The sequence below is a fragment of the Lentimicrobium sp. S6 genome, from assembly GCF_013166635.1.
GTDB lineage: Bacteria > Bacteroidota > Bacteroidia > Bacteroidales > UBA12170 > UBA12170.
Genome location: NZ_JABKBZ010000023.1, coordinates 21,347 through 44,252, shown reverse-complemented (window position 1 = coordinate 44,252; position 22,906 = coordinate 21,347). Strand labels below are relative to the sequence as shown.

Below are 22,906 nucleotides of genomic sequence, written 5' to 3'. Positions count from 1 at the left end.
TTTTCAGCTACTGACAATGATATGCCAACTATTATATTTATTTATTTTAGATGGAATATTCTAAAATTATTAAGCTCAAAAAAAAATGATTTCTCAGCATCTGAGAAATCATTTGTATATTTTTATTGAATAATACTATTCAGCATTCTCCGTTGGAGGAACCATATTTGATGGAATTGGCTGAGCATTTTCAATTTGTTCCCTAAGTTCAGTATCGATAATATCACCATTGTTTACTGATCTTGGAATAACGAAAATAGAGAATAAACTCAATACTAATAGAACTAAAGCTAGAGTCCATGTTGATTTCTCTAAGAAATCAGCAGTTTTTCTTACTCCTAAATACTGATTGTTTCCAGCAAAGTTGGAAGCTAATCCACCACCCTTAGAGTTTTGAACCAAAACTACTAACATTAATAAGATACAAGTGATTAAAATTAAAACTGATACAATTATATACGCACCCATGGCTATTCTTTTTTCTAATTATTTTTACTCAATTCTTGAATTTGGGCTGCAAAGTAAGTACTTTTTTCTGGATTTTTCAAAATTAATTTTTGATAAATTTCTAGGGCCTTATTTATATTGCCTTGTTGCTTATGAATCTGTGCCAGAGTCTCTGTCACGAAAAAATCATCTTCGTCAATTGTACTATCTACAGCATCTTTATATGGATCGTGGAAATCTTTTTTATTTGGTCGAGTGATGCTTGGTTGAGCTTCAATAAAACGATCAATGAGCTGAGCTTTTAAAATATTTGTCTGGGTAGGCTCCACTGTTTCGCTTTTTCCTTCTTGTACATCTCTCTTTTCTGCTTCTATTTCTGCCAACCTTTTCCTAACTAATTTTAATAGTTCGGCTTTGGACTTGCTGGCTTGTTTTTTCTTCTTTTCCTCTGCAAGATCTATTTGACTTTCTTCGGACACATATAATTGTTGAACTTTTTGGGTTTTTTCTGGAGGAGTCTGTATAATTAGCTTTGGCGTTTTTATTTGAGAGACCTCCCCTGAGATCTCCTCTGATTCTAGCTCTTTCTCTGGGCTATAGTCTTCCTTTTCTTCTACGGTTTCATCTGATGGCTTGGAGATATGAACTCTAGCTTTTGTATGAATAGGTTCTGTTTCTATTTCTGGAGGATTCATATCCTCTTCTTGAATCATAAAATCTATCCAATACTTTAGTTTTCTTCTGTCTGAAGCATGAAAAGCAGCTTTGTGTAGATGTTTCTGATACCTAAAATCGTCTAAAATCAGCAAATTCAAAGCAAATAGAATTCTGAAATTCTCCACATATGGATAACTGGAAATTAATTTCTCCAAATCCTTTAAACTATCTTCTGATAATAGTTTGGGGTTATCCAGTAAACGATAATAGTGTGCTTTGTTCATATTACCAATTTACAACGGCTTTATTAAAAATATCATCTACCAACATTTCATTAATGATTTCTATTTGTGCATCCTGAACAGAATTTAAATCCTGAGAGGATGGGTAGTCATTATATCTGCTGAAAGTGGTTTCGTAGTTTTTATCAGGCTCAATCAGGTTGGTGAATTTTATCTTTACCGAAATATTGAGCCTGTTTAAAGCCGCTTGCTCATTACTTGTTACCGCTTGCGGAGAAGTGGAATAGTCTGTTATAAAGCCTTCTATTTGCAGGTCGCCATTATTTCTAACTAATACTAAGCTTGTTTGACTCGAAAAGCGATCCTTAATTTCTGTTGTTAAAGATTCGCTTAAGGTTGGAACAACAAAGCTGGCTTGATTGTCGATATATTGAATGCTAATGGTTTTTGCTTCTGGTGGAATCGAAGCTCCAGTAAAACTATAACTCACACATGATGAGATTCCCACCATCAATGTAAATAACAAAACTATAACACTAGTTTTCCCTATGATTTTTTTGGTCATTGTCATGAGTTAATGTCGTATTCTTTTATTTTTCTGTATAAAGTACGCTCACTGATTCCCAAATCATGAGCGGCATTTTTTCTTTTCCCATGGTGTTTCGACAAGGCTCTTCTAATAAGATCTTCCTCTTTTTTCTGAATAGACAGTGATTCTTCTATAACCTCAGCCTTTTGATCTAAAGTTTCAAATACTTGTTCGTGAAGATCTTCTTGGTAGGATCTAGAATCTTTACTATTAGATTCGTCACGCTGTGGGCTAAGAATGATATTATAATCCTGATCTATCTTTTTAAGAAGCTGATTACTTTCTTCCTTTGAAATAGAATTGCCACCTTGAATAATCTCTACCATTGTCTTTTTTAATTCTGAGATGTCCTTTTTCATATCAAAAAGCACCTTGTAAAGTAGATCTCTTTCCGATAATTTTTCATCTTCTTTCTTAGAATAGAGCACGGGTAATTCCTTGGAGTAAGACTGAGGGAGATATTTGGTAATGGTCATGGCATCAACTAGCCTATCCGTTTCGATGGTACTGATTTGTTCAGTAACATTTTTTAATTGACGAATATTTCCTTCCCAGCGGTATTTTTTCAATAATTCTTGTGCATCTTCATTTAGACGAACTATTGGCATTCTGTATTTTTCAGAAAAGTCGGAAGAGAATTTTCTAAATAACAGATAGATGTCGTCTTTACGCTCTCTTAAACTTGGAACTGCTATGGGGACCGAATTTAGTCGATAGAATAAGTCTTGACGGAACTTCCCATTACTGATGGCTTTTGGAATATCCACATTTGTTGCTGCAATTACTCTCACATTGGTTTTGTGCACTTTACTGCTTCCCACCTTCATAAACTCCCCGGTTTCTAAAACTCTTAACAAGCGAACCTGAGTGGAAACAGGCAGTTCTGCCACTTCGTCAAGGAAAATGGTTCCTCCATCAGCTACTTCGAAATATCCTTTTCTGGAATCACTAGCTCCAGTAAAGGCGCCTTTTTCGTGGCCAAATAGCTCGCTGTCTATGGTTCCTTCGGGAATAGCTCCGCAGTTGACGGCAATATAATGACCATGTTTGCGTGAACTCAATTGGTGAATGATTTTTGGAAAGACTTCTTTTCCTACTCCACTTTCTCCTGTGATGAGCACGGATAAATCGGTTGGGGCTACTTGTGAAGCAATATTAATCGCCCTGTCAAGAAGAGGGGATGTTCCGATGATACCAAATCTTTGTTTGATGGTTTGTAACTCCATAGTATATATGAGGTGTTTGTTTTTGTAGAATCAATAAAAGTACAAATTAACAGAAAACTGACAAAATTTCAGGTATTTTAATTAAAAATGATTCCAATGTTATTTTAAGAAATGTTAAATTTTAAATTTTCTTTATTTTTTTTCAAAAAAAGTAGTGCTGAGTGGATAATTGTCTTATATTTGCCTCGATGCGTTAATTTTAAGTGGGAATAATAATTTGGCCTCCAATCGTTCTGATTGGAGGTTTTTTTATACCCCTGTGTAAGGTAGCCTTTGAATGATGGATCTTCCTAATGTAACCTCATCGGCGAACTCTATTTCATCACCAATAGCAACACCTCTAGCCAATGAACTCACTTTTATTTTGCTTTCTTTAAGTTGCTTAAAAATGTAAAAATTGGTCGTGTCTCCTTCAACTGTCGCTGCTAAAGCAAAAATAACTTCCTCAATATTTTCTTCTTTAATTCGTGTTAAAAATGATCGGATTTCGAGGTCGGAAGGCGAAATTCCGTCCATTGGGCTTATTAATCCACCCAAAACATGGTATAATCCGGTAAATTGTCCGGTGTTTTCTATAGCCAAAACATCTCTTATGTCTTCTACAATACAAACTATTGAGGGGTCTCTTTTGGGATTAGAACAGATATTGCAAATTTCTTTTTCGGAAATATTATGACATTTATTGCAAAATCGCATCTCTTCACGCATTTTAATTAAACTTTCGCCGAGTCGCTTAACATGAGTTTTTTCTTGTTTTAAAAGATGTAGTGCCAGACGCATGGCGCTTCTCTTTCCTACGCCAGGTAGTTTGGAAAGTTCGTTTACGGCGTCTTCTAATAGATATGATGAGAAATGAAAATCCATTTTTATCGTTATATATGAAGTTTGAAAGGGAGGGAATTAGAGAATTCCTGAGAATGGTCTCTAATAGCTATCCTTTTTGTAACTTTGTTAATTGAAAAATTAAATGCAAAAATAAGAAAAGCATGCAAGTGAAACTTCTGAAATACATATTCTTTGGATTTATCCTAATAATGGGAAATCAGGTTCTCTTTTCTCAACAAAACCAGATCGATGAGATGGGAAGAAAGCAAGGAAAATGGGTAAAGTATAAAGATGGTGTTAAGTTTTATGAGGGGCAGTTTGAGGATGATCAACCTTTGGGTGAATTTCTACGCTATTATAAAAGTGGAAGATTGCAATCCAAGTCTTTGTATTCCCAAAATGGGTCTCATTGTTTGGTAGAGATGTTTTATGATGATAGAAAAAAGACTCCAAAAGCTAAAGGTTTATATATTGATCAAGTTAAGGACAGTTTGTGGCTTTTGTATAATAGCGATGGTGTATTGGTAAATGAGGAATACTATACAAAAGGGCAAGGGAATGGACTTTGGAAACTATATAATTATGTAGGAGCCCTTATGAAAGAAACCTCTTATGTGAATGGAAAAATTCATGGGGAACAAATTGAATATTTTGAGGAGGGTACTTTACAAAGAAAGATGACTTTTACTGAGGATGTACTCCATGGTGTCTTTGAAGTGTACTACCCTGAGAATAAAATACGTGTGGCAGGTGTATTTAAAGAAGGTATGCAAATAGGAGAATGGACATATTACGATGTGGATGGTTCCGTCTTATATATTGAGTACTACGAGGACGGTTCACTTATAAAGAGGTTGGATTCTGATGGAAAGCCAGTGGAAGTTGTACAAGTGATAGATACTATTGATATGGGTGTCACTCCTGAGGAATTGATGGAGATGAAGTAAGCTTCATTGTTATTAACAATGAATGCTTAAAACTGGTTTTGTTGACTGGGCAAGCATATCTTGAATACTTTGTGACCTTTTGGTGATTCTTTGTGATCCAGTTATACAGAGTCCACAAAGTACACTCAATGGTACTCAAAAATAGAAGAACAGTTACTAATCAGTAAGAAATATCAGTAAAATTGTTAGATTAAACAATTATACAACAGCGCGTCAAAATGAGAAATAGCCGATCGATATTCTAAAATTGGTTGATTTTTTTTGGCTCCCCAAGAGGAAGGACTATACAAAAAAATCATTTCTTATTGGCATTATAGTAATTTGATATTAGACTGATTACTTACGAAATACATATTAGAAAAGTAAAACACATATTTTTATTTGACAGTAAATCAGCAGATTGAAAGATTAAAGCAATGTGAAGGTTTGCCCTAGGTTTGTCGATTGAAAACGTAATAGGGAGTTGATTTAAAACTCCTCATTCAACAACCAGGCACTTTTGTTTTTGTTGGCTTGGAACCATTTAAGTTGCTCTACTGCTTTTTTACGATTGCTAAAATTTGCAGCGCTAATTCTGTATAGACCATTTTTATTTTGTCCGGCAATATAAGCTTCAAAACCTTCTGTTTCTAGTTCAGATAAAAGCTTATCCGCAAATTTCTTTTCGCCAAATGCACCGCAGATGATATGGAAAGATCCTTTAATGTTTTGGGTCTGCTCGTTAACTATCATTTCGGGTTCAGCTAGCACTGCTTCTTCGATGATTTTAATCGCTACGCGTTCTTTAGAAATGTCAGCAGTATTTTCTTGTTTGGCCTCCTCCGTTTTTGTTTCTGAATCAGCAGGAACTGAGCTATCAGTTTCGATACTTATGATACTCGCTGATTGTTGAAAGTAATTTCCAATGGGTTCTTTAATGAACCATGCTAAAACACTCAGTATCATCAAAGGAAGAGCGATGGCTGCAATGCGCCTAATAATAGGAGCGCTGTTCTTAATTTTCTTTTTGGCTTCGGGATGCAGTGTAATAACAGGCTGGTGATTTCTATTTCTTAAAATAGGTTGAGCCATTATATCAGGCAAGCCAAAATAAGAATCATCGTAATTCACACTTAAATCAGGAGAAAATTCAATATGACCATTTCGGTTCATGGATAGAAGACCTAAGTTTTCAAAAGAAATCTTTCCTCCATCTTGAATCTCGGTTTGGCAAAAATCAGCGAAAGTTTCAATTAATTGTAGCGCTTCCTTATAATTATATTGGTTTTTCTTAACTAAACTATGTGCCAAGAAACCATCGTTGTCATTAATTTTAGAATTGAATGCAATATGACGGCCTGGAGGAGTCACTTTATAAGAAATAGCGTGTACTTTAGAAGAGTAGGAGTTGGTTAGAAAAGCACCCAAACCTGGGATAATCACCATTTCATTCTCTCTAACTAAATTGCCAATATGTGCAGCTAAATCCATCATTCACTTATACTAATAATTTCACAAAAATACAATCTATAATATTGGAAATCAAGACTTGTTTGTAAGTTTTGATAAATCCTCAGGCGTATCAACAGATAGGCCTTCAATATCGGTGAGGTTCATAGAGATTTCATATCCTGCCGAAAGCCATCTAAGTTGCTCTAGTGATTCTGCAATTTCTAAAGGAGCTTGTGGAAGTTTGCAAATTTCTTTTAATGTCTCCGTCCTATAAGCGTATAATCCAATGTGCTTATAAAATTCGTAAAAATCTAGATATTCCTCTTTTTCAACACCTCTTAAAAATGGAATCGCAGCTCTGCTAAAATATAGCGCTTTCTGATTCTCACCAATGACCACTTTAACGGAATTGGCGTTGAAAAGTTCCCCAATATCCTCAATTTTTTTAGCTAATGAACTTATTTGTGTTTCGCGATTGGCAAAGCTTTCCGTAACTTTCTCTATCTGAGATGGCTCAATATAAGGTTCGTCACCTTGAATATTTACCACTACATCAAAATTATCTTCTTGGTGACTCAAAACTTCATTACAACGGTCGGTTCCGCTCTGATGGTTTTCTGCAGTCATCATGACCTCCCCTCCCCATGATTTAACATGCTCGAAGATTCTTTGATCGTCAGTAGCAACGATAACTTTGTTCAGGGCTTTACAGCTTGCAGCTTGCTCGTAGACTCTCCTAATCATCGATTTGCCATAGATTAAGGCTAATGGTTTTCCAGGAAATCGTGTACTGGCATAGCGAGCAGGAATAACACCTAGTATCTTCATGATCTAGAATAAACCGTGAATTTCACCACTAATCTTTTCGATGATCATCCCTAAATCTTCAGGATTATTAGCGAAGTCGATATTATCAACATCAATGATTAATAATTTACCGTGGGTATAATTAGTAATCCATTCTTCGTAACGCTCGTTAAGCTTCTTGAGGTAATCAATACGAATAGACTCCTCGTAATCTCTTCCTCTAGAAGCAATTTGGCTCACCAAAGTAGATACACTGGCCCTTAAATAAATCAATAGATCTGGTGCTTCAATAAATGAACTCATCAACTCGAATAATGAAATGTAATTATCAAAATCACGAGTGGTCATCAGATTCATTTGATGTAAGTTGGGAGCAAATATATAAGCATCCTCATAAATGGTTCTATCTTGAATGATAGTTTTGTTACTTTCTCTTATTTCAACCACCTGACGGAATCTACTATTTAAGAAGTACACCTGAAGATTGAAAGACCAACGTTTCATATCGTCATAAAAACTATCCAAATATGGATTGTCGTCAACGCTTTCATAATAAGGTTTCCACTTCATCTGCTTGGCCAACAATCTGGTGAGTGTTGTTTTTCCTGAACCAATATTTCCTGCAATAGCTAAGTGCATCGTCTTGTATTTTAGTTTTACTTTATGTTCTTTTCCATGGAATATATCAATACTCCTTTTGATGTGAGAAAGTTGATTCTTGCTGGACTTGTATTCATATTTAGTGACCAATCAATAAATTCTAAAACTGGAAGTGGATGATATGTTTCTTCTCCAGTGATTAGATTATGAGTGATAAAGAAGCTGTTGCTGGTATAAAACAACATATCTTTGAAAACCTGAATTTTTTTCAATCCAAACAATGCTAATTTCCTTACAAATCTACCATTTTCATCGAAAATATAAACCCCAGTTGATGGATTGTTAATAAAAAGTCTGTTGGCTTCCGTCATCATGAAATTGGGTTGGGGTTCCAAATCCATTAATTCATCTAATGCATCACCTCTGAAATCAATTCTATTTTCTTGATCCAATAATACAATTTCGGAAGTGTTGGCATCATAAACCCAATAGGCATCGTTGTATTCGTCGAGACATGCCAGTGAAGAAAACCCCAAATTGTTTATACTTAAATCTATGGGTTGAGGATTTCTGTTTAGGTTGTAAAAGCTGAGTGACCCTGCGTTGGCCAAATCCTGATTTAGGAAAAGAATATAGGAGTATGTCTTATAATATAGTAATATCCTGCGAGGGTCTTTGGCGTCAATGCATTTGATTTTCCCTGGAAACAAGGGGTGGTAATTGGCGATGAAGTTTCCTGAGAAGTCCAGTTTGGTGAGGTTACCTTTGGCAGCAATCAATAGATTCCCTCTATCATCACAGCTTATTTTGTTACCAGTGTATTGTGCTGATTTCGCTTGTTCGAAATGATAATATTGTCCAAAAGCAATATTTTGGAGGAGGAAAAGTAATACAATGCCAGTGTTAATAATTTTATTCATAATGAATACTTAATACTTCGTCAATAATTGGGCGTTGGTTGAGTAAACGAGGAACTTTATGTTGCCCACCCAATTTGCCTTTGCTTTTTAACCAAGCATAAAAGGTGCCAGGTTTTAAGCTGGTGAGATGAGGGGGGTGTAATATCATGTCTTTATATCTTTTGGCTTCGTAATCTGAATTTAAGGATTTTAGCGCATTGTCCAAAGCATCTCCAAAAACAGCCAAGTCCGTTGGGGCTTTTATAAATTCAAACATCCAATCGTGTCTGGCTTGCGCTCCGTTTTTAATATCAGCAGGACCTGCCATATACTCATCTACTATCACATTGCATTTTTCGCAAGCTACTTTTAAAGCTCGTTCGGCATTGTCGAGAATAATTTCTTCTCCCACCAAATTAATAAAGTATTTGGTTCGGCCAGTAATTAAAAACCGATAGGGATTAGTAGAAGTGAATTCAATGGTGTCTCCAATTTTATAGCGCCATAATCCTGCATTAGTGGAGATGAGGAGGGCGTAATTCACCCCTAATTCTACTTCACCAAGTGGAATGACTTGTGGAAATTCTTTATCAATTTCACTCATAGGAATGAATTCATAGAATATTCCATAATCTAACATTAAAAGCATCTCATTGCTATCTGTTCGGTCTTGGATTCCGAAAAAACCTTCAGAAGCATTATAAGTTTCCTGATAATTGATTCCACTCGGGCCAACTAATTCAGCAAACTGTTTGCGGTAGGGTTCGAATTTAATTCCACCGTGAATAAATACCTCCAAATTGGGCCAAATCTCTTTAATATATTTTTGACCACTTATTTCTAAAATCTTTTTCACTAATAATAAAGTCCATGATGGAACACCAGAAAGTGAAGTTACATCTTCCTCCATGGTGATTAATGCCATTTTTTCAATTTTACTTTCCCACTCGTCCATCAAGGCGATTTCTCTATTGGGAGTACGGAGAATTTGAGCCCAAAAGGGGAGGTTCTCAATTAAAATAGCAGAAAGATCACCATCGTAATACTCCTCATTATTTACATCTGAAATATTATGACTACCGCCCATAGCTATACTTCGACCATCAAAAACCATAGTCTCGGGATGATTGTTAACGTAGATGGATAGCATGTCTTTTCCAGCTTTGAAATGGCACTCTTCTAAAGCGTGTCGACTTACTGGAATATATTTGCTCTTTCCGGCGGTAGTGCCCGATGATTTAGCAAACCATTTAATATCAGAAGGCCAGAGTAAATCTTGTTCACCAGCTCGCAGCCGGTCGATATATGGTTTCAAGGTAGCATAAGAATGTATTGGAACTCGTTGACGATATTGCTCGTAATTGCGAATGGAGTCAAAGTCATATTTTTTTCCAAATTCGGTTTCTCTGCCTGCTTGTAATAATTTCTTAAACCATTCCTCTTGCACATCATGAGGGTATTTCATAAACAAATCAATCTGATGAATTCGCTTTTTAATGATCCAAGTTATAACGGAATTAATGATGGCCATATTGAAATTTTAGGTGTTCAAATCTACGAAAATTAGGCGTTCATAAATGACCTTAATTGGTCTAATTTTTTACTAAAATCATATTATCTTCATAAATACTAAATTGTAATCCAAATACACTTATTATTTTCTAATTTTGTATTTCAATTTATGGATAGAAAAACGCTTTTTGTAGAGGTTATTTTACCACTTCCCCTCGATGGAAGTTTTACCTATCGTGTGCCTTTCGAAATGAATGAAATGGTAGCGCAAGGGATGCGAGTTCTGGTGCAGTTTGGCACTAGAAAAGTATATGCGGCTTTAGTGGTTTCTGTGCATGAAAACATTCCTCAGAATTATCAACCCAAATATATTTTGGCAGTATTAGATGCTTATCCTATTGTAAATCAATACCAATTGAAATTCTGGACTTGGATTTCTAAATATTATATCTCAGGTATAGGAGAGGTGATGAATGCGGCGCTTCCCACAGCTTTTAAGCTAAGTAGCGAATCGAAATTGGTCTTAAATCCCGATTTTGAGATTGGTAGTATTTCTTTAAATGAAAAAGAAGCATTAATATTAACAGCACTTCAGAATCAGGATAATATAAGTATTACTCAGGCATCAGAACTTACCGATTTAAAAAAAGTATTTCCTCTCATTAAAACCATGACCGAGAAGGGCATTGTATTGATGGAGGAGGAGCTAGAAGATAAATATAAGGTAAGGAAAGAGACTAGAGTTCAGTTGGTAGAGGAGTATAGAGAAGAAGAGGCTTTACGAGAATTGTTTAGTCAACTAGAAAAACGAGCCTTTAAGCAGTTGGAAGTGGTAATGGCTTTTTTGCACTTATCACAAAAGCGAGGCGGGAATCATTTAGATTTACCTAAGAAAGAACTTTTATCTCAACTTGAAAATGGAGCATCTGCCTATGCTTCTTTAGAGAAAAAAGGGGTGTTTTTTAGTTTTGAGCAAAGTATTAGCCGTTTGGTGGATTTTGCAAAAGCCAAAGAAGTAGAAAGTATAGAATTGAGCTTTGCGCAAAATGAAGCTTTTGAGGCGGTGAAAAACAGTTTTGGAAAACAACCAGCTTGCCTATTGCATGGGATTACCGGAAGTGGAAAGACCGAAATCTATATCAAATTGATGGATGAGGTGATTAAAGAAGGGAAGCAAGTATTATACCTTCTTCCTGAAATTGCCTTAACGGCTCAAATCATTAATAGATTACGAAAGTATTTCGGTGAGAAAGTGGGTGTTTATCATTCTCGCTATAACATCCATGAGCGAGTTGAAATCTGGAATAAAGTTTTGAATGAAGAAGAAGGAACGCCTTCTTATCAAATCATATTGTCGGCTCGCTCGGGGGTGTTTTTACCCTTTAAAAACCTAGGTTTAATTATTGTGGATGAAGAACATGATAATAGTTATAAGCAATTTGATCCTGCTCCTCGTTATCATGCTCGCGATGCGGCTTTAGTATTGGCAAATCAGCATAAAGCCAAAGTGGTTTTAGGTTCTGCCACACCGTCGGTAGAAACTTATTATAATGCACGATCAGGAAAATATGGTTTGGTGAGTTTGACCGAGCGATTTGGTGAAGGTCGATTGCCAGAGATTTTGGTGTCTGATGTGAAGCATGAAACCAAAAGAAAAACCATGAATGGGCATTTCTCTTCCTTCTTAATGATGCATGTAAAAGAGGCCTTGGAAAGAAATGAACAAGTAATACTATTCCAAAATAGAAGAGGCTTTGCGCCACGCTTAGAATGTGAAGTCTGTAACTGGATTCCAGAATGTCCAAATTGTGATATCAGCTTGGTGTATCATAAAAATCAGAACCGATTGCGATGTCATATTTGCGGACATTCCTCTCATTTAATGCATACCTGTGGGAGTTGTGGTAGTAAAGAAGTCAGAATGAAAGGCTTTGGTACAGAAAAACTAGAGGAGGATTTATCAATCATTCTCCCTGAGGCTAGAATCAAGCGTATGGATTTAGATACCACCAGAGCCAAGAATGCCTTTGAAAAAATATTTGAGGATTTCGCTGATAAGAAGATCGATATTTTAGTGGGAACACAAATGGTCACCAAAGGATTAGATTTTGAGAATGTGAGTGTTGTGGGGGTTTTAAATGCCGATAATATGATCAATTTCCCTGACTTTAGAGCTTTCGAACGCAGTTTTCAAATGTTGGTGCAGGTGAGCGGTAGGGCAGGTAGAAAAGAGAAAAAAGGTAAAGTCATTATCCAATCTTTTAATCCCTATCATTCTGTTATTCGCTATGTGATAGAGAATAGTTATCAAAAAATGTATGACAGCCAGATTTTGGAAAGAAGAAATTATAAATATCCTCCATTCTATCGTTTGATTCGCTTTACTTTAAAGCACAAAGATTATAGGGTACTCAATGAGGCCATGCAAGATTTTTCTAGCCTTCTGAGAGAAAAATTCGGACAAAGAATCATAGGTCCAGAATACCCCATGGTTGCACGAATGCGTAATCTTTATCTTAAAGAAGTATTATTAAAATTAGAAAAAGGCTATCCTATTGATTCCTCTCGCAAGGTCATTCATGATATTCTCGATGCCTTCAATAGCGGAAAGCAATATAAAGCCATTCGTGTGGTGATTGATGTGGATCCTATGTAGTTCTAAGGAGTACTTAAAGATTATAGAGTACTTAGAGTTTAAAGTTTGATGTTCGACTTTTCAAAGTTCAAAGTTGAGTTTCTTGATAGAATCGCCTATGATTGGAGGATTAAAAGTATGAGAGCTTTTTGGTCATTGAGCTTCGATCACTTGTCGAAATTGTCGTAGTGAAAGGATAGCGCCCTTGAGTTTTTAACTGGTTTGTTTCTGAATCTAGGGCTCCAATCCTTTCGTTATACTCAAGATTTTGATCCCTTAGCGAGCTTTGCGAAAACCTTTGCGAAAACCTTTGCGTTTCCTTTGCGTGGAATGACAGCTAAAATAGTACTTAGAGTATTTAATTGCCTAAAGTATTTAGAGTTGGGGTTTTTTTGTAGTTTGATCATATTTCCTTTATTTTTATTTCAATCCTATATCAATGAAATCAGGGGGGCTTTTTTTCGTATTTGACTATCTTCTTTTCAAAGTCAAAATAAATTGAATGCGCATCCATTTAGGCCATTTTTTAATAAGATTTCTTAAGTTGCTCATTATCCGAGCCTTAATTTTAATAAGCAAATGCTCATTATTCTTATTAATTAAATCTGTTCTAAATAAGCATTTCGACAACATTCTGGAGTCTGAAATACCTAAATTTACTGGGTTTTCGAATATACTTATTGAATATTCGATAGTGAGTGTTTTGTTAATTCATTGGTTGATTGTTTATTAAATAACATTACTGCATATATTTACCCTGAGAATAAGTGAAAAAGCTAACCAATATTGGGGCTAGCGATGTGTTGTTTAATTTTAATATTTATTCAATGGATGAGATGAAGAATCTAAATGAAAAGGACTATCACATTAGTTTCTTTCAACCAACAACTAAATTGGCAAAATTTAACCGGAATTTATCCATCACCCTATTAACAGTTTGGGCTGTTTGTATTTTTGGATTTCAAATCTTTTTAAAAGTAATTGAAGAACCTACTCCCGAAATGGCTTATGTGGAATACCAAGGTGTTTGGAATCAGTTAAAAAGTGGTCAGGCTAGTGATTTGGAAAAACAAGTGTTCATTAAGTCTGCCTTATCCGTTTTGGGAAAAGTAACACTTAAACCAGAGGATCGTGTTTATTTGAATGCTGCGGTGAGTCATTTTACTTTTGAATTGGCGGGGGAAAGTCAAAAGGCCTTACTTGGTAATAAAATTGAAATTCTGAGGAGTGCTGAATTCGGGAAATCCGACTATCCTAATCAAAAAGCAGATTTAGGTTCTTTAAGCGCAAAATTGATTAATGTGGAGCCTTATAGTTTGGAAGCTAAATTATTGCCTATAGAACTTGCAGCGGCTAGTTCTTCCACTCTTAATACTGAAATGGTTGAAATGGTGATGGCTAAATATCTGATACATAATCAATCCTTTCTTACCGATTATGTTTTTTTGGGATTTCCTTTCCATTACTTCTATACTGGGGTATTCCTACTGATTCTATTTGTAGGTATTTGTCTTTATTATTGTATCGCTACGGATAAAGCTATGTTTAGGCTTGGCATTACAGAAGAATAATCATGGGTTTTCATCAAAATTCGAATATTAAAAGCATAGATATGAAAAAGATTTTATTGGCAATTTCCATATTGCTTCCAGGATATATATTTGCAAATGCCTCAACCACTTTGGAAGGCGGTTTTAAATTGGGTCCTGCATTAATTCTATTAAGCATCCTCATTTTGTTTGTGGTGGTGGGGATTGTTTTTCGTGCCAAAGACACCAATGATTTTTTTGCAGCAGGCCGAAAAATCTCAAAAGTAGGCTCAGGAATGGCGATTGCCTCGAACTGGATGAGTGCCGCTTCTTTCTTGGGAATGGCTGCTTTAATGTATGGTAGCGGATATCATGGTTTAGCTTATGTGATAGGCTGGACAGGTGGATATGTATTGTTACTTGTTTTAATGGCAGGTCAGATTAGAAAATATGGAAAGTATACCGCTGCCGATTTTATTGGCGATAGATTTTATTCAAAAACATTAAGAATTAGTGGTGCCATTGTAGCCATTCTGATTTCAATAGCTTATTGTGTGGGGCAATTTGGAGGAATAGGACTATTATTTAAGTGGATATTAGGTATTGATTATGCTGTTGCTGTAATGGTTGGTGGAGCTGTGGTTTTAAGCTATACATTAATATCAGGTATGCTTGGAGTCACCAAAAATATGCAGATTCAATATATTATCATTATTATTTCTTTCTTGATACCACTTTTTATACTCTCCTTCAAATATGATTATTTCTGGTTGCTTCCTCAAATTGGATATGGTTCTATTGTTACTGATATTGTAACCGGAATTCCTGCGCCAGAAATGGTCAATATGGTGAACTCCTTCGGGCATGACTTTGCCATTACGCCAAGTCCCGAATATGCCATGCCTTGGGACCCTTCAAGTGGACAAACTTTTTTCCAGTTTATGGCTATTACTTTCTCTTTAATGGTAGGAACCGCAGGTTTGCCACACGTTATTCAGCGTTTTTATGTAGTGCCTAAAGTACGTGATGCGCGTTGGTCAGTGGTTTGGGGCTTATTCTTCATCTGTATTTTATATTGGAGTGCCCCAGTTTATTCTGCCTTGGGAACTATTCTTTCTGCAAACCCTGAAGTTGGAAAATTATCTAAAGATGCCATTGTAGTATACACGGCTCAGCTTGGAAATATCAATCCTCTTATTGTTGGTCTTTTAGCTGCCGGAGGAGTTTCTGCAGCATTTTCTACGGTTTCTGGATTGTTAGTAGCTGGTGCCTCTGCATTCTCCCACGATTTATATGTGAAGGTCATTAATCCAAGCTGTTCTCCAAAAAGACAACTGGCAATGGCGCGTTGGGCGACTGTATTAATGGCCATTATAGTAACACTTATTGCTTTAATGAAATTAGCATTAATTGGCCAGTTAGTGGCTGTTGCTTTTTCTTTAGCTGGTTGTACTATCTTTCCATTATTCCTTCTGGGAATTTGGTGGAGTGGTTCCAATAGAAAAGGCGCTACATGGGGATTAATAGTTGGGGGTATGGTTTCTCTTATTGCAATCACCTATTTTGTTGCCGGAAAATTTAATCTAATACTTCCTGCCCATGAGTTTATGAACTATTGGTTAGGCGCTTGGTATTTTGCATGGATTGGTGCACCATTAGCCATATTAACTAATATCATTGTTTCGAAATTTACGGAAGAAACTCCAGTGGAAATTAGAAAGTTCTTAGTTGAAAATGTACATAGTTAAAAATGGGAATCATTAAGTTTAACCGTACTTCAGGAATTCTTAGTATCGTAATGGTGATTATATTCATAGCTGGCCTGTGGTATGCCAATCTCTATTATAGTCGGGTTAATGATGCTGAAGATCCTCGAGTAAGGCATGCTAAGGAGTTATATAGTGAGTATAATAATCTGGCAGTCGAGAAAAAGTATAATGATATTTTTGATTTACTGGACTCTATCTATCTTATATATGCTCAATTAGATGATTATCAGAATTCTTATGAAGTAGCAGTACTCCATAATAACCGAGCTGCAGTATTGTTAAATATTGCTTTGTTTGAAGCGGTTTCCCAAGTGGAAAGGGATTCTATTATTGGTCTTTCAGAGTGTGAAATTCTAGAGGGAATTAATATTTACGATGATTGGCTTCTGAAATTTGGAGAGCTAAATCATGAAGAATTGCTGATTCATTTTCAGTCTATTTACCAGAGGGAATTTCCATTATTGGATATATCTTTGCGCAATGATTATGTGAATAAAAGAGTGAAAGAAATAGAAACTGCACAAGTAGAAATGACTCGTAGATTATCTGTGAGTTATACCAATTTGGGCATTGTACTTCGTCATCAAAATCAAGTAGAAAAGGCAGTGGAGTATTATCAATTGGCATTGGAATTATGGCCTGAGAATCTTACTGCTGAAAATAATATTAATATTTTATTGGGAGAGCCTTTGAAAGAGAGGAGTCTTTTAGACAAGATTTTCCCACCAAACAAATAACGATATAATCAAATTTAGTATGAGAAAATTATTCTTATTCGTGTTTTTAATTCCATTTCTATCTTTTGGACAAGAGGTGAGTGAGGTGAAAGTTAAAGTAGGCGGCTTTGTGAAAAATGATATGTTTTGGGATTCTCGCAAAACCGTATCAGCCCGAGAAGGCCATTTTTTATTATTTCCGGCTGCAGAAGATTTAGATCCCGATGGAAATGATTTGAATGGTGCAAGCAGCTTTAATTTTCTTTCCATTCAATCTAGATTGGGAGTGAGTGTTAATGGTGCTAAGGCCTTAAATGCGGATATTTCAGCAAAAATAGAAGGTGATTTCTTTGGACAGTTAAATCCAAACATCAACTTATTTAGATTACGTCATGCTTACATTAAAATGAAATGGACATCCACAGAGGTATTGCTAGGTCAATATTGGATTCCCATGTTTGTGACCGATTGTTTTCCGGGTACTATTTCATTTAATACAGGTGTGCCTTTTCAGCCTTTTGGAAGAAGTCCTCAGATTAGAGTGAGTCAATCCATGGGTTTAGCGAAATTTATCTTTGTGGCTAATTCTCAAAGAGATTATGCCAGCAGAGGACCAAATCCTCTTGCTCCATCTTCAACATTAGTAAGTAGTGAGTTTCTAAGGAATTCTAATATTCCAGAACTCAGTTTGCAGGTACATTTAAAACCTGGGGATGCCATCCTTTTTGGTTTAGGTGCCAGTTATAAGCAAATTGCTCCACAAACTAAAACCTCATTAGGATATCAGACGGACGAGTCGGTGGGTGGTTATAATGCTTTTGCATTCTTAAGAGTGAATTTGAAGCCTATTACCATTAAAATGCAAGGCGTTTATGGGCAGAATATGCCAGATGTTTTGTCAATAGGAGGCATTGCTATCAGCGATTCTACAAACCTTGAAAAGGGTTTTGTGAGCTATACTACTTTGAACACCATGTCTTCTTGGATTGATATTTCTAGTAATGGAAAAAAGTTCCAAGTAGGAGTTTTTGCTGGATATTCTCAAAATTTAGGTGCTAAGGATAAAATCGTTGGACCCAAATATGGTTTAGGAACCAATATAGCAAGTATGTATAGAGTTTCTCCAAGAGTTTCATATCAAGTCAATAAATTGAAGTTTGCTCTAGAAGGAGAGTATACCAATGCAAGTTATGGTGCTTCTTATGATGAATATGGTGTACCTCAAGATTTAAACCCTGTTGGGAATTTGAGGATATTATTTGCTTCTTATTTCTTCTTTTAAAGTTTAGGATCGTAAACCCCCTCTAGGGGGTTTACGATCCTAAATCTCTTATCTTATTTTCTAATCAAAGCGCCTAATTCCTTTTCATAAAGCATGATCAGGCGGTTCATGAGTTTATCTATTTGTTTGTCGTTTAGTGTTTTGTTGTTGTCTTGCAAGAAGAAGTTGATAGAGTAAGATTTTTCACCCTCCTCTAATGGTTTGCCCTCAAAAACATCGAATAAACCAACAGATTTAAGAATGTTTTTTTCTGCTTTGTGAGCAATGGCTTCAATTTCTCCAAAAGTCACTGACTTGTCTACCACTAAGGCTAAATCTCTTCTTACCATTGGGAACTTCACTATCTCTTCCATCTGAACATCGAATTGCTTAGATAGTTTCATCACATTTTCCCAATTGAAATCTGCATAGAAGGCTTTTTGCTTGATTCCGAATGATTTCAATAATTTGGAAGACAATTCTCCGAACTCAACAACAGGTTTTTTACGAACACTAATCACTAATCCTTCTTTGAATTGTTTATTAGTAGTTTTTTCGGCTGTAATTTCTTTAGCTGTAAATTGAAGTTTAGTAAGAATACGCTGAACCATAGATTTTACAAAGAAGAAATCGATTTCTTTTTTGTCGTGATTCCAGTTTTCTAATTTCTCTTGTCCGCTAAGGATAATAGCCAAGTGTTTTTCTTCTTGGTACCTTTTGGTGACTACATCAGCTTCTGGATTTTTGAATTGGTAAGCTTTGCCAAACTCATAAAGCTTCACATTAGGCTCTTTACGATTGATATTATAAACCAAGTTTTCTAAGGAACCAAATAATAAACTCTGACGAAGTACATCTAAATCGCTACTTAGAGGATTCAACATACGAACTAATGTCTTTTCATCGTAGTTTTCGTCCTTGATATAATAAGAGGATTTGGTTAATGAGTTGTTCATTCCTTCGGCATAACCATTGGCAGAAAGATAATCAGAAATCATATTCTGGTATTTCTCTGGATTAGGTTTTTTAGAAAAGGCTAAAGCGGAATGAACTTGGTCAGTAAAATGAATGTGATTCATTCCATAGACTCTTAAAATTTCTTCTATAATGTCAGCCTCACGAGTGACTTCCACTTTAACAGTAGGAACAGCAACGCGTATACCTTCTTCGGTCTCGTTGACTACAAGTATATCTAAATCTTCTAAAATGCTCTTGATTTGAGATCTGTCGATAGATTTTCCAATTAGACGATCCACATTTGTATATTTCACATCAATTTCAACAGGGGCAACTGGGTTTGGATAGAAATCTTTAATTTCTGAACTGATGACACCTCCAGCGATTTCTTTCATTAATAAAGCCGCGCGTTTTAAGGCGTAAACAGTGATGTTAGGGTCGGTACCTCTTTCAAAACGGAAGCTGGCATCGGTTTTCAAAGTATGGAACTTAGAAGTTAATCGAATGGTTTTAGGATCGAAGCAAGCTGATTCTAAGAATATACTAGTGGTTTCATCAGTAACTCCCGATTTACTACCACCAAATACACCACCAATACACATGCCTTCTTCTGCATTGCAAATCATTAAATCTTCGCCACTGAGTTTTCTTTCTACATCATCAAGTGTGACGAAAGTAGAATCCTTGGCCATTTTCTTTACAATCACTTTGTTTCCAGTCACCGCTTTAGCATCGAAAGCATGAAGAGGTTGACCAGTTTCCAGCATCACAAAATTGGTAATGTCAACCAAATTGTTGATAGAGCGAATATCGATGGCTTCTAAATAGTTCTTCAACCATTCTGGAGATTCTCCAACTTTAAGATTGCTTAATGTTACTCCTGAATAACGAGGACAAGCCGCTTCGTCTTCTACTTCTATTTCTATATCTAAATCAGTATTGTCTACTTTGAAATCGTCCACAGAAGGCATTTTTAAGCTGGCTCCTTTGTTCTGATTTATATGGTTTAGAACGGCAACTACATCGCGAGCGGAGCCAATATGAGAAGTGGCATCGGAGCGGTTAGGAGTCAAACCAATTTCATAAACGAAATCATCCTCAATATTAAAAAAGGCTTTTGCTTCTTGTCCAACTTGGGCGTCAGCTTCTAGAACCATAATTCCATCGTGCGATTTTCCTAGGCCAAGCTCATCTTCAGCACAAATCATACCTTCACTAGCTTCACCACGGATTTTCGATTTTTTGATTTTAAAGGAATCATCGCCATCATAAAGAGTAGTACCTACAGTGGCCACTAACACTTTTTGGCCAGCTGCTACGTTTGGAGCGCCACAAACAATATCGAGGTGTCTTTCTCCACCAACATCTACAGTTGTTTTGCTCAGTTTGTCGGCATTAGGATGTTGTTCACAAGTCATCACTTCTCCAATCACAATTCCTTCCAGTCCGCCTTTAATAGATTGCACTTTTTCAATGCCTTCTACTTCTAGGCCACAATCGGTTAGAATTCTATCCATTTCTTCTGGAGTCTTGTCAAACTCTACATACTCTTTCAACCATTTATGAGACAATTTCATAATATTCTTCCTTTAAAAATTTAAGATTGCAAAAGTATGAAAAAATAGGCTTGGTTAATCTATGGAAATGGAGGCCTTTTGAAAATAAATTGGATAGCGGATTTAATTATTCGCCTGATGCTCTAATTGAAAAACTGTACATAAAAAAAGAACCTGAAAAGGTAGTTTCAGGTTCTTTTGAATTGTGTGTGTTGTGTGTTGTTGTTAAAGGGAACGAACTATTAGTTATGTAGTCCGTCGGTTTTTGTTCTAAATTTTAATTTTTTAATTGTTTGAAAGCCCAAAAGTAATTAATTACTATCTCAATACAAATGTAGGCCGATCTCATGGTCCGTACCTAAATTATTCAAACTAAAATGGGGTGTTTTTGACAATAAAATGTCCAATAACTGGAAAGCGAATATTTACAGGAAAATGACTTGAGATTCGGAGGATTCTAACAAAAATGACCTTATGCATGCCTATTTATTTTAAGATCTATTACTGGCATCAAAGAGTTTCTGTTTTTCATGAGTTGACAAGCTCTCATAACCTGACTTCTTTATTTTGTCCAAAATTTGATCGATTTCGGCTTGATGGGCATTTTTTTTCTTTAGATAGTCCTCGTCCGTACTTGGTCTTTTAGGGTTTTTATGTACGTTTTTAAAACTGCTTTTTTTCTTCTCGCTATAGAAATAGGATTTTAGTTTTAGCAGTAATTGATTAAAGCTTTTACTGATATCCACATTCTTTTTAAGTTGACTACTAAAAAGATAACCATAAAATGCACCACCAAGATGTGCGATATGTCCACCAGCATTTCCATTTCTGATATTCAATAGATCTAAGGCTATAAAAACAATCGCAATATATTTCAGTTTTACATCTCCCAGAAAAATGACATTTAGGGGAAGGTTAGGTGCGAAAGTAGCGGCTGCAATAAAAACCCCTAGAACGGAAGCGGATGAGCCAATGGCAAAGCTTCCTCCAACTACATTTTGAAAGGCAGGGAAAATATTAAAGGTGAGTACATATAAAATAGCTCCTGCAATTCCACTTAATATATAGGTGCTTAATAATTTAGACTCTCCAACAAAGCGATTGAAAATTTGTCCACCCACATATAATATCATCATATTAAAAAAGAGATGAAAAATACCTTCTTGGACAAACATATAGGTAATGAGTGACCAAGGACGCATTAAAAAAGAACCCAAGTCAGAGGGTAAGCTTAAGTAATAGGTCAATCGATAAACACCATGGATCTCTAGAAACTCTCTATCGATGTTTAATAAGTAGAGGAGGAGTCCAGAGATATTGATCAGTGCAAAAACACTGATGTTGATGACCATTAATCTGGTGAGCATATCATTTCTTTTGAAAAAAGATTTTAGTTCTTCCAGCATGGATTTCCCACTGTTTGCGTATGGATTCTGTCCTATCATTTAGTATAGTTTTCCTCTTTTCTTCCATATGGAAATTAAAATGAAGCCAAATAACATTCCTCCAAGGTGGGCAAAATGTGCCACATTATCACCTGGGCGGTTCGAGATTCCAGAGTATAATTCAAGAGCTCCAAAAATCATGACAAAGTATTTTGCTTTCACTGGAATGGCGAAGTATAAATAGATAATGCTATTTGGGAACATCATACCAAAGGCCAATAGAATACCATATACAGCTCCACTGGCTCCCACTACAGTGTGGGCATTTAAAAAGGATTCTCTATAGTCGCTCATAAAGTTAACCGCTTGTTGAAGGGCTAATCCTTTATCTGTAGCAATACTTCTGTTATAAGATTCCACGAAAGCATTAAAACTGTTTTGAATATCATAATTGGCGACTTGGAAATATTCAGAGTTTCTAAATACCGCAAATCCTTCCAGTGAGGGATTATTTAAAAACTGGTCGATGGCATTTACCGTTGGTGAAATTTCAAAACCAATCCAGAAGGTGTAAATGACTGCTGCCCCAATTCCGGTAAATAGATAGTAAATCAGGAATTTCTTGCTGCCCCAAACATTCTCTAGCGTATTTCCAAACATCCACAGGGCAAACATATTAAATAGAATATGTGAGTAGTTGGTGCTGGAATGCATAAACATATAGGTGAAATATTGATAAGGTCTAAAATCGGAAGCGCCAACATAGTGCAAGCCTAATAGTTCTATTAAATCAATTTGATAGGCAGAACCCAAGGCCATGGTGGCTAAATAAAACAAACCATTAATGATCAATAGGTTTTTAACTACCGGGGGTAAGATTCCAAATTTATTGGGACGAAATTGCTGACTCATAAAT

Annotated in this window: 20 protein-coding genes; 7 read left to right on the top strand and 13 right to left on the bottom strand. The window is 35.9% G+C overall.

Annotation, left to right across the window (positions count from 1 at the left end; genetic code table 11):
• Nucleotides 1-135 precede the first annotated feature (135 nt).
• The 5 genes from secG to recR form a co-directional block, all read right to left on the bottom strand.
• On the bottom strand, nt 136-468 hold the full coding sequence (gene secG / locus HNS40_RS09630; protein ID WP_172280162.1) for a preprotein translocase subunit SecG: 333 nt from the start codon (nt 466-468) through the stop codon (nt 136-138).
• Between the two features lie 14 nt (nt 469-482).
• The gene (locus HNS40_RS09625) at nt 483-1,388 is read right to left on the bottom strand and encodes a hypothetical protein (protein ID WP_172280160.1); all 906 of its coding nucleotides are present in this window, start codon (nt 1,386-1,388) and stop codon (nt 483-485) included.
• Between the two features lies 1 nt (nt 1,389).
• Complete coding sequence (locus tag HNS40_RS09620) at nt 1,390-1,911, bottom strand: LptE family protein (RefSeq protein ID WP_172280158.1); 522 nt, start codon at nt 1,909-1,911, stop codon at nt 1,390-1,392.
• A 2-nt stretch (nt 1,912-1,913) separates the two neighbouring features.
• Nucleotides 1,914-3,161, bottom strand: coding sequence for a sigma-54-dependent Fis family transcriptional regulator (locus HNS40_RS09615; RefSeq protein WP_172280156.1), 1,248 nt, complete (start codon nt 3,159-3,161; stop codon nt 1,914-1,916).
• Nucleotides 3,162-3,410: 249 nt separating this feature from the next.
• Nucleotides 3,411-4,025, bottom strand: a complete 615-nt coding sequence (recR, locus tag HNS40_RS09610) for a recombination mediator RecR (RefSeq protein WP_172280154.1) — start codon at nt 4,023-4,025, stop codon at nt 3,411-3,413.
• A 122-nt stretch (nt 4,026-4,147) separates the two neighbouring features.
• Here recR and HNS40_RS09605 point away from each other — a divergent pair, with 122 nt between their 5' ends.
• The gene (locus HNS40_RS09605; protein ID WP_172280152.1) at nt 4,148-4,933 is read left to right on the top strand and encodes a toxin-antitoxin system YwqK family antitoxin; all 786 of its coding nucleotides are present in this window, start codon (nt 4,148-4,150) and stop codon (nt 4,931-4,933) included.
• Between the two features lie 468 nt (nt 4,934-5,401).
• Here HNS40_RS09605 and HNS40_RS09600 read toward each other — a convergent pair whose 3' ends face one another.
• The 5 genes from HNS40_RS09600 to HNS40_RS09580 are packed head-to-tail and all read right to left on the bottom strand — an operon-like array spanning nt 5,402 to nt 10,201.
• Entirely contained in the window at nt 5,402-6,406 is a 1,005-nt protein-coding gene (locus HNS40_RS09600) for an SPOR domain-containing protein (protein ID WP_172280150.1), read from the bottom strand.
• Nucleotides 6,407-6,454: 48 nt separating this feature from the next.
• On the bottom strand, nt 6,455-7,192 hold the full coding sequence (gene kdsB, locus HNS40_RS09595; RefSeq protein WP_172280148.1) for a 3-deoxy-manno-octulosonate cytidylyltransferase: 738 nt from the start codon (nt 7,190-7,192) through the stop codon (nt 6,455-6,457).
• Between the two features lie 3 nt (nt 7,193-7,195).
• Nucleotides 7,196-7,810, bottom strand: coding sequence for a deoxynucleoside kinase (locus HNS40_RS09590; protein WP_172280146.1), 615 nt, complete (start codon nt 7,808-7,810; stop codon nt 7,196-7,198).
• Nucleotides 7,811-7,827: 17 nt separating this feature from the next.
• Entirely contained in the window at nt 7,828-8,691 is an 864-nt protein-coding gene (locus HNS40_RS09585; RefSeq protein ID WP_172280144.1) for a hypothetical protein, read from the bottom strand.
• On the bottom strand, nt 8,684-10,201 hold the full coding sequence (locus tag HNS40_RS09580; protein WP_172280142.1) for a GH3 auxin-responsive promoter family protein: 1,518 nt from the start codon (nt 10,199-10,201) through the stop codon (nt 8,684-8,686). Before HNS40_RS09580 ends, HNS40_RS09585 begins: the two co-directional genes overlap by 8 nt.
• Nucleotides 10,202-10,351: 150 nt before the next feature.
• On the opposite strand from HNS40_RS09580, the gene priA reads away from it, so the two are divergent.
• The 5 genes from priA to HNS40_RS09555 all read left to right on the top strand — a co-directional run bounded on the left by priA (nt 10,352) and on the right by HNS40_RS09555 (nt 18,113).
• A complete protein-coding gene (priA, locus tag HNS40_RS09575; RefSeq protein ID WP_172280140.1) occupies nt 10,352-12,838 on the top strand; it encodes a primosomal protein N' in 2,487 nt (828 codons plus the stop codon).
• 746 nt (nt 12,839-13,584) lie between these two features.
• Entirely contained in the window at nt 13,585-14,388 is an 804-nt protein-coding gene (locus HNS40_RS09570) for a hypothetical protein (protein ID WP_172280138.1), read from the top strand.
• Between the two features lie 41 nt (nt 14,389-14,429).
• Nucleotides 14,430-16,094 (top strand): VC_2705 family sodium/solute symporter, encoded by a 1,665-nt coding sequence (locus HNS40_RS09565; protein WP_172280136.1) that lies wholly within the window; start codon nt 14,430-14,432, stop codon nt 16,092-16,094.
• A 2-nt stretch (nt 16,095-16,096) separates the two neighbouring features.
• A complete protein-coding gene (locus tag HNS40_RS09560) occupies nt 16,097-16,852 on the top strand; it encodes a hypothetical protein (protein WP_172280134.1) in 756 nt (251 codons plus the stop codon).
• 19 nt (nt 16,853-16,871) lie between these two features.
• A complete protein-coding gene (locus HNS40_RS09555) occupies nt 16,872-18,113 on the top strand; it encodes a hypothetical protein (RefSeq protein WP_172280133.1) in 1,242 nt (413 codons plus the stop codon).
• Nucleotides 18,114-18,166: 53 nt separating this feature from the next.
• On the opposite strand, the gene pheT is transcribed toward HNS40_RS09555, so the two are convergent.
• Nucleotides 18,167-20,626 carry a phenylalanine--tRNA ligase subunit beta gene (pheT, locus tag HNS40_RS09550; RefSeq protein WP_172280131.1) on the bottom strand — a complete coding sequence of 820 codons (2,460 nt, stop codon included), beginning with the start codon at nt 20,624-20,626 and terminating at the stop codon, nt 18,167-18,169.
• A gap of 26 nt (nt 20,627-20,652) precedes the next feature.
• Between pheT and HNS40_RS09545 the strand changes: the two genes are divergently transcribed.
• On the top strand, nt 20,653-20,859 hold the full coding sequence (locus HNS40_RS09545) for a hypothetical protein (protein ID WP_172280130.1): 207 nt from the start codon (nt 20,653-20,655) through the stop codon (nt 20,857-20,859).
• 237 nt (nt 20,860-21,096) lie between these two features.
• Here the strand turns inward: HNS40_RS09545 and HNS40_RS09540 are convergent, their stop codons facing one another.
• Both HNS40_RS09540 and HNS40_RS09535 read right to left on the bottom strand, forming a co-directional pair.
• Entirely contained in the window at nt 21,097-22,050 is a 954-nt protein-coding gene (locus HNS40_RS09540) for a rhomboid family intramembrane serine protease (protein ID WP_172280128.1), read from the bottom strand.
• Complete coding sequence (locus tag HNS40_RS09535) at nt 22,051-22,902, bottom strand: rhomboid family intramembrane serine protease (RefSeq protein WP_253916304.1); 852 nt, start codon at nt 22,900-22,902, stop codon at nt 22,051-22,053.
• Between the last annotated feature and the right edge of the window lie 4 nt (nt 22,903-22,906).

Bases quoted from the DNA above. Each gene is read 5' to 3' on its own strand.
- secG (WP_172280162.1), bottom strand. From the start codon at position 468: ATGGGTGCGTATATAATTGTATCAGTTTTAATTTTAATCACTTGTATC.
- HNS40_RS09625 (WP_172280160.1), bottom strand. From the start codon at position 1,388: ATGAACAAAGCACACTATTATCGTTTACTGGATAACCCCAAACTATTA.
- HNS40_RS09620 (WP_172280158.1), bottom strand. From the start codon at position 1,911: ATGACCAAAAAAATCATAGGGAAAACTAGTGTTATAGTTTTGTTATTT.
- HNS40_RS09615 (WP_172280156.1), bottom strand. From the start codon at position 3,161: ATGGAGTTACAAACCATCAAACAAAGATTTGGTATCATCGGAACATCC.
- recR (WP_172280154.1), bottom strand. From the start codon at position 4,025: ATGGATTTTCATTTCTCATCATATCTATTAGAAGACGCCGTAAACGAA.
- HNS40_RS09605 (WP_172280152.1), top strand. From the start codon at position 4,148: ATGCAAGTGAAACTTCTGAAATACATATTCTTTGGATTTATCCTAATA.
- HNS40_RS09600 (WP_172280150.1), bottom strand. From the start codon at position 6,406: ATGATGGATTTAGCTGCACATATTGGCAATTTAGTTAGAGAGAATGAA.
- kdsB (WP_172280148.1), bottom strand. From the start codon at position 7,192: ATGAAGATACTAGGTGTTATTCCTGCTCGCTATGCCAGTACACGATTT.
- HNS40_RS09590 (WP_172280146.1), bottom strand. From the start codon at position 7,810: ATGCACTTAGCTATTGCAGGAAATATTGGTTCAGGAAAAACAACACTC.
- HNS40_RS09585 (WP_172280144.1), bottom strand. From the start codon at position 8,691: ATGAATAAAATTATTAACACTGGCATTGTATTACTTTTCCTCCTCCAA.
- HNS40_RS09580 (WP_172280142.1), bottom strand. From the start codon at position 10,201: ATGGCCATCATTAATTCCGTTATAACTTGGATCATTAAAAAGCGAATT.
- priA (WP_172280140.1), top strand. From the start codon at position 10,352: ATGGATAGAAAAACGCTTTTTGTAGAGGTTATTTTACCACTTCCCCTC.
- HNS40_RS09565 (WP_172280136.1), top strand. From the start codon at position 14,430: ATGAAAAAGATTTTATTGGCAATTTCCATATTGCTTCCAGGATATATA.
- HNS40_RS09560 (WP_172280134.1), top strand. From the start codon at position 16,097: ATGGGAATCATTAAGTTTAACCGTACTTCAGGAATTCTTAGTATCGTA.
- HNS40_RS09555 (WP_172280133.1), top strand. From the start codon at position 16,872: ATGAGAAAATTATTCTTATTCGTGTTTTTAATTCCATTTCTATCTTTT.
- pheT (WP_172280131.1), bottom strand. From the start codon at position 20,626: ATGAAATTGTCTCATAAATGGTTGAAAGAGTATGTAGAGTTTGACAAG.
- HNS40_RS09540 (WP_172280128.1), bottom strand. From the start codon at position 22,050: ATGATAGGACAGAATCCATACGCAAACAGTGGGAAATCCATGCTGGAA.
- HNS40_RS09535 (WP_253916304.1), bottom strand. From the start codon at position 22,902: ATGAGTCAGCAATTTCGTCCCAATAAATTTGGAATCTTACCCCCGGTA.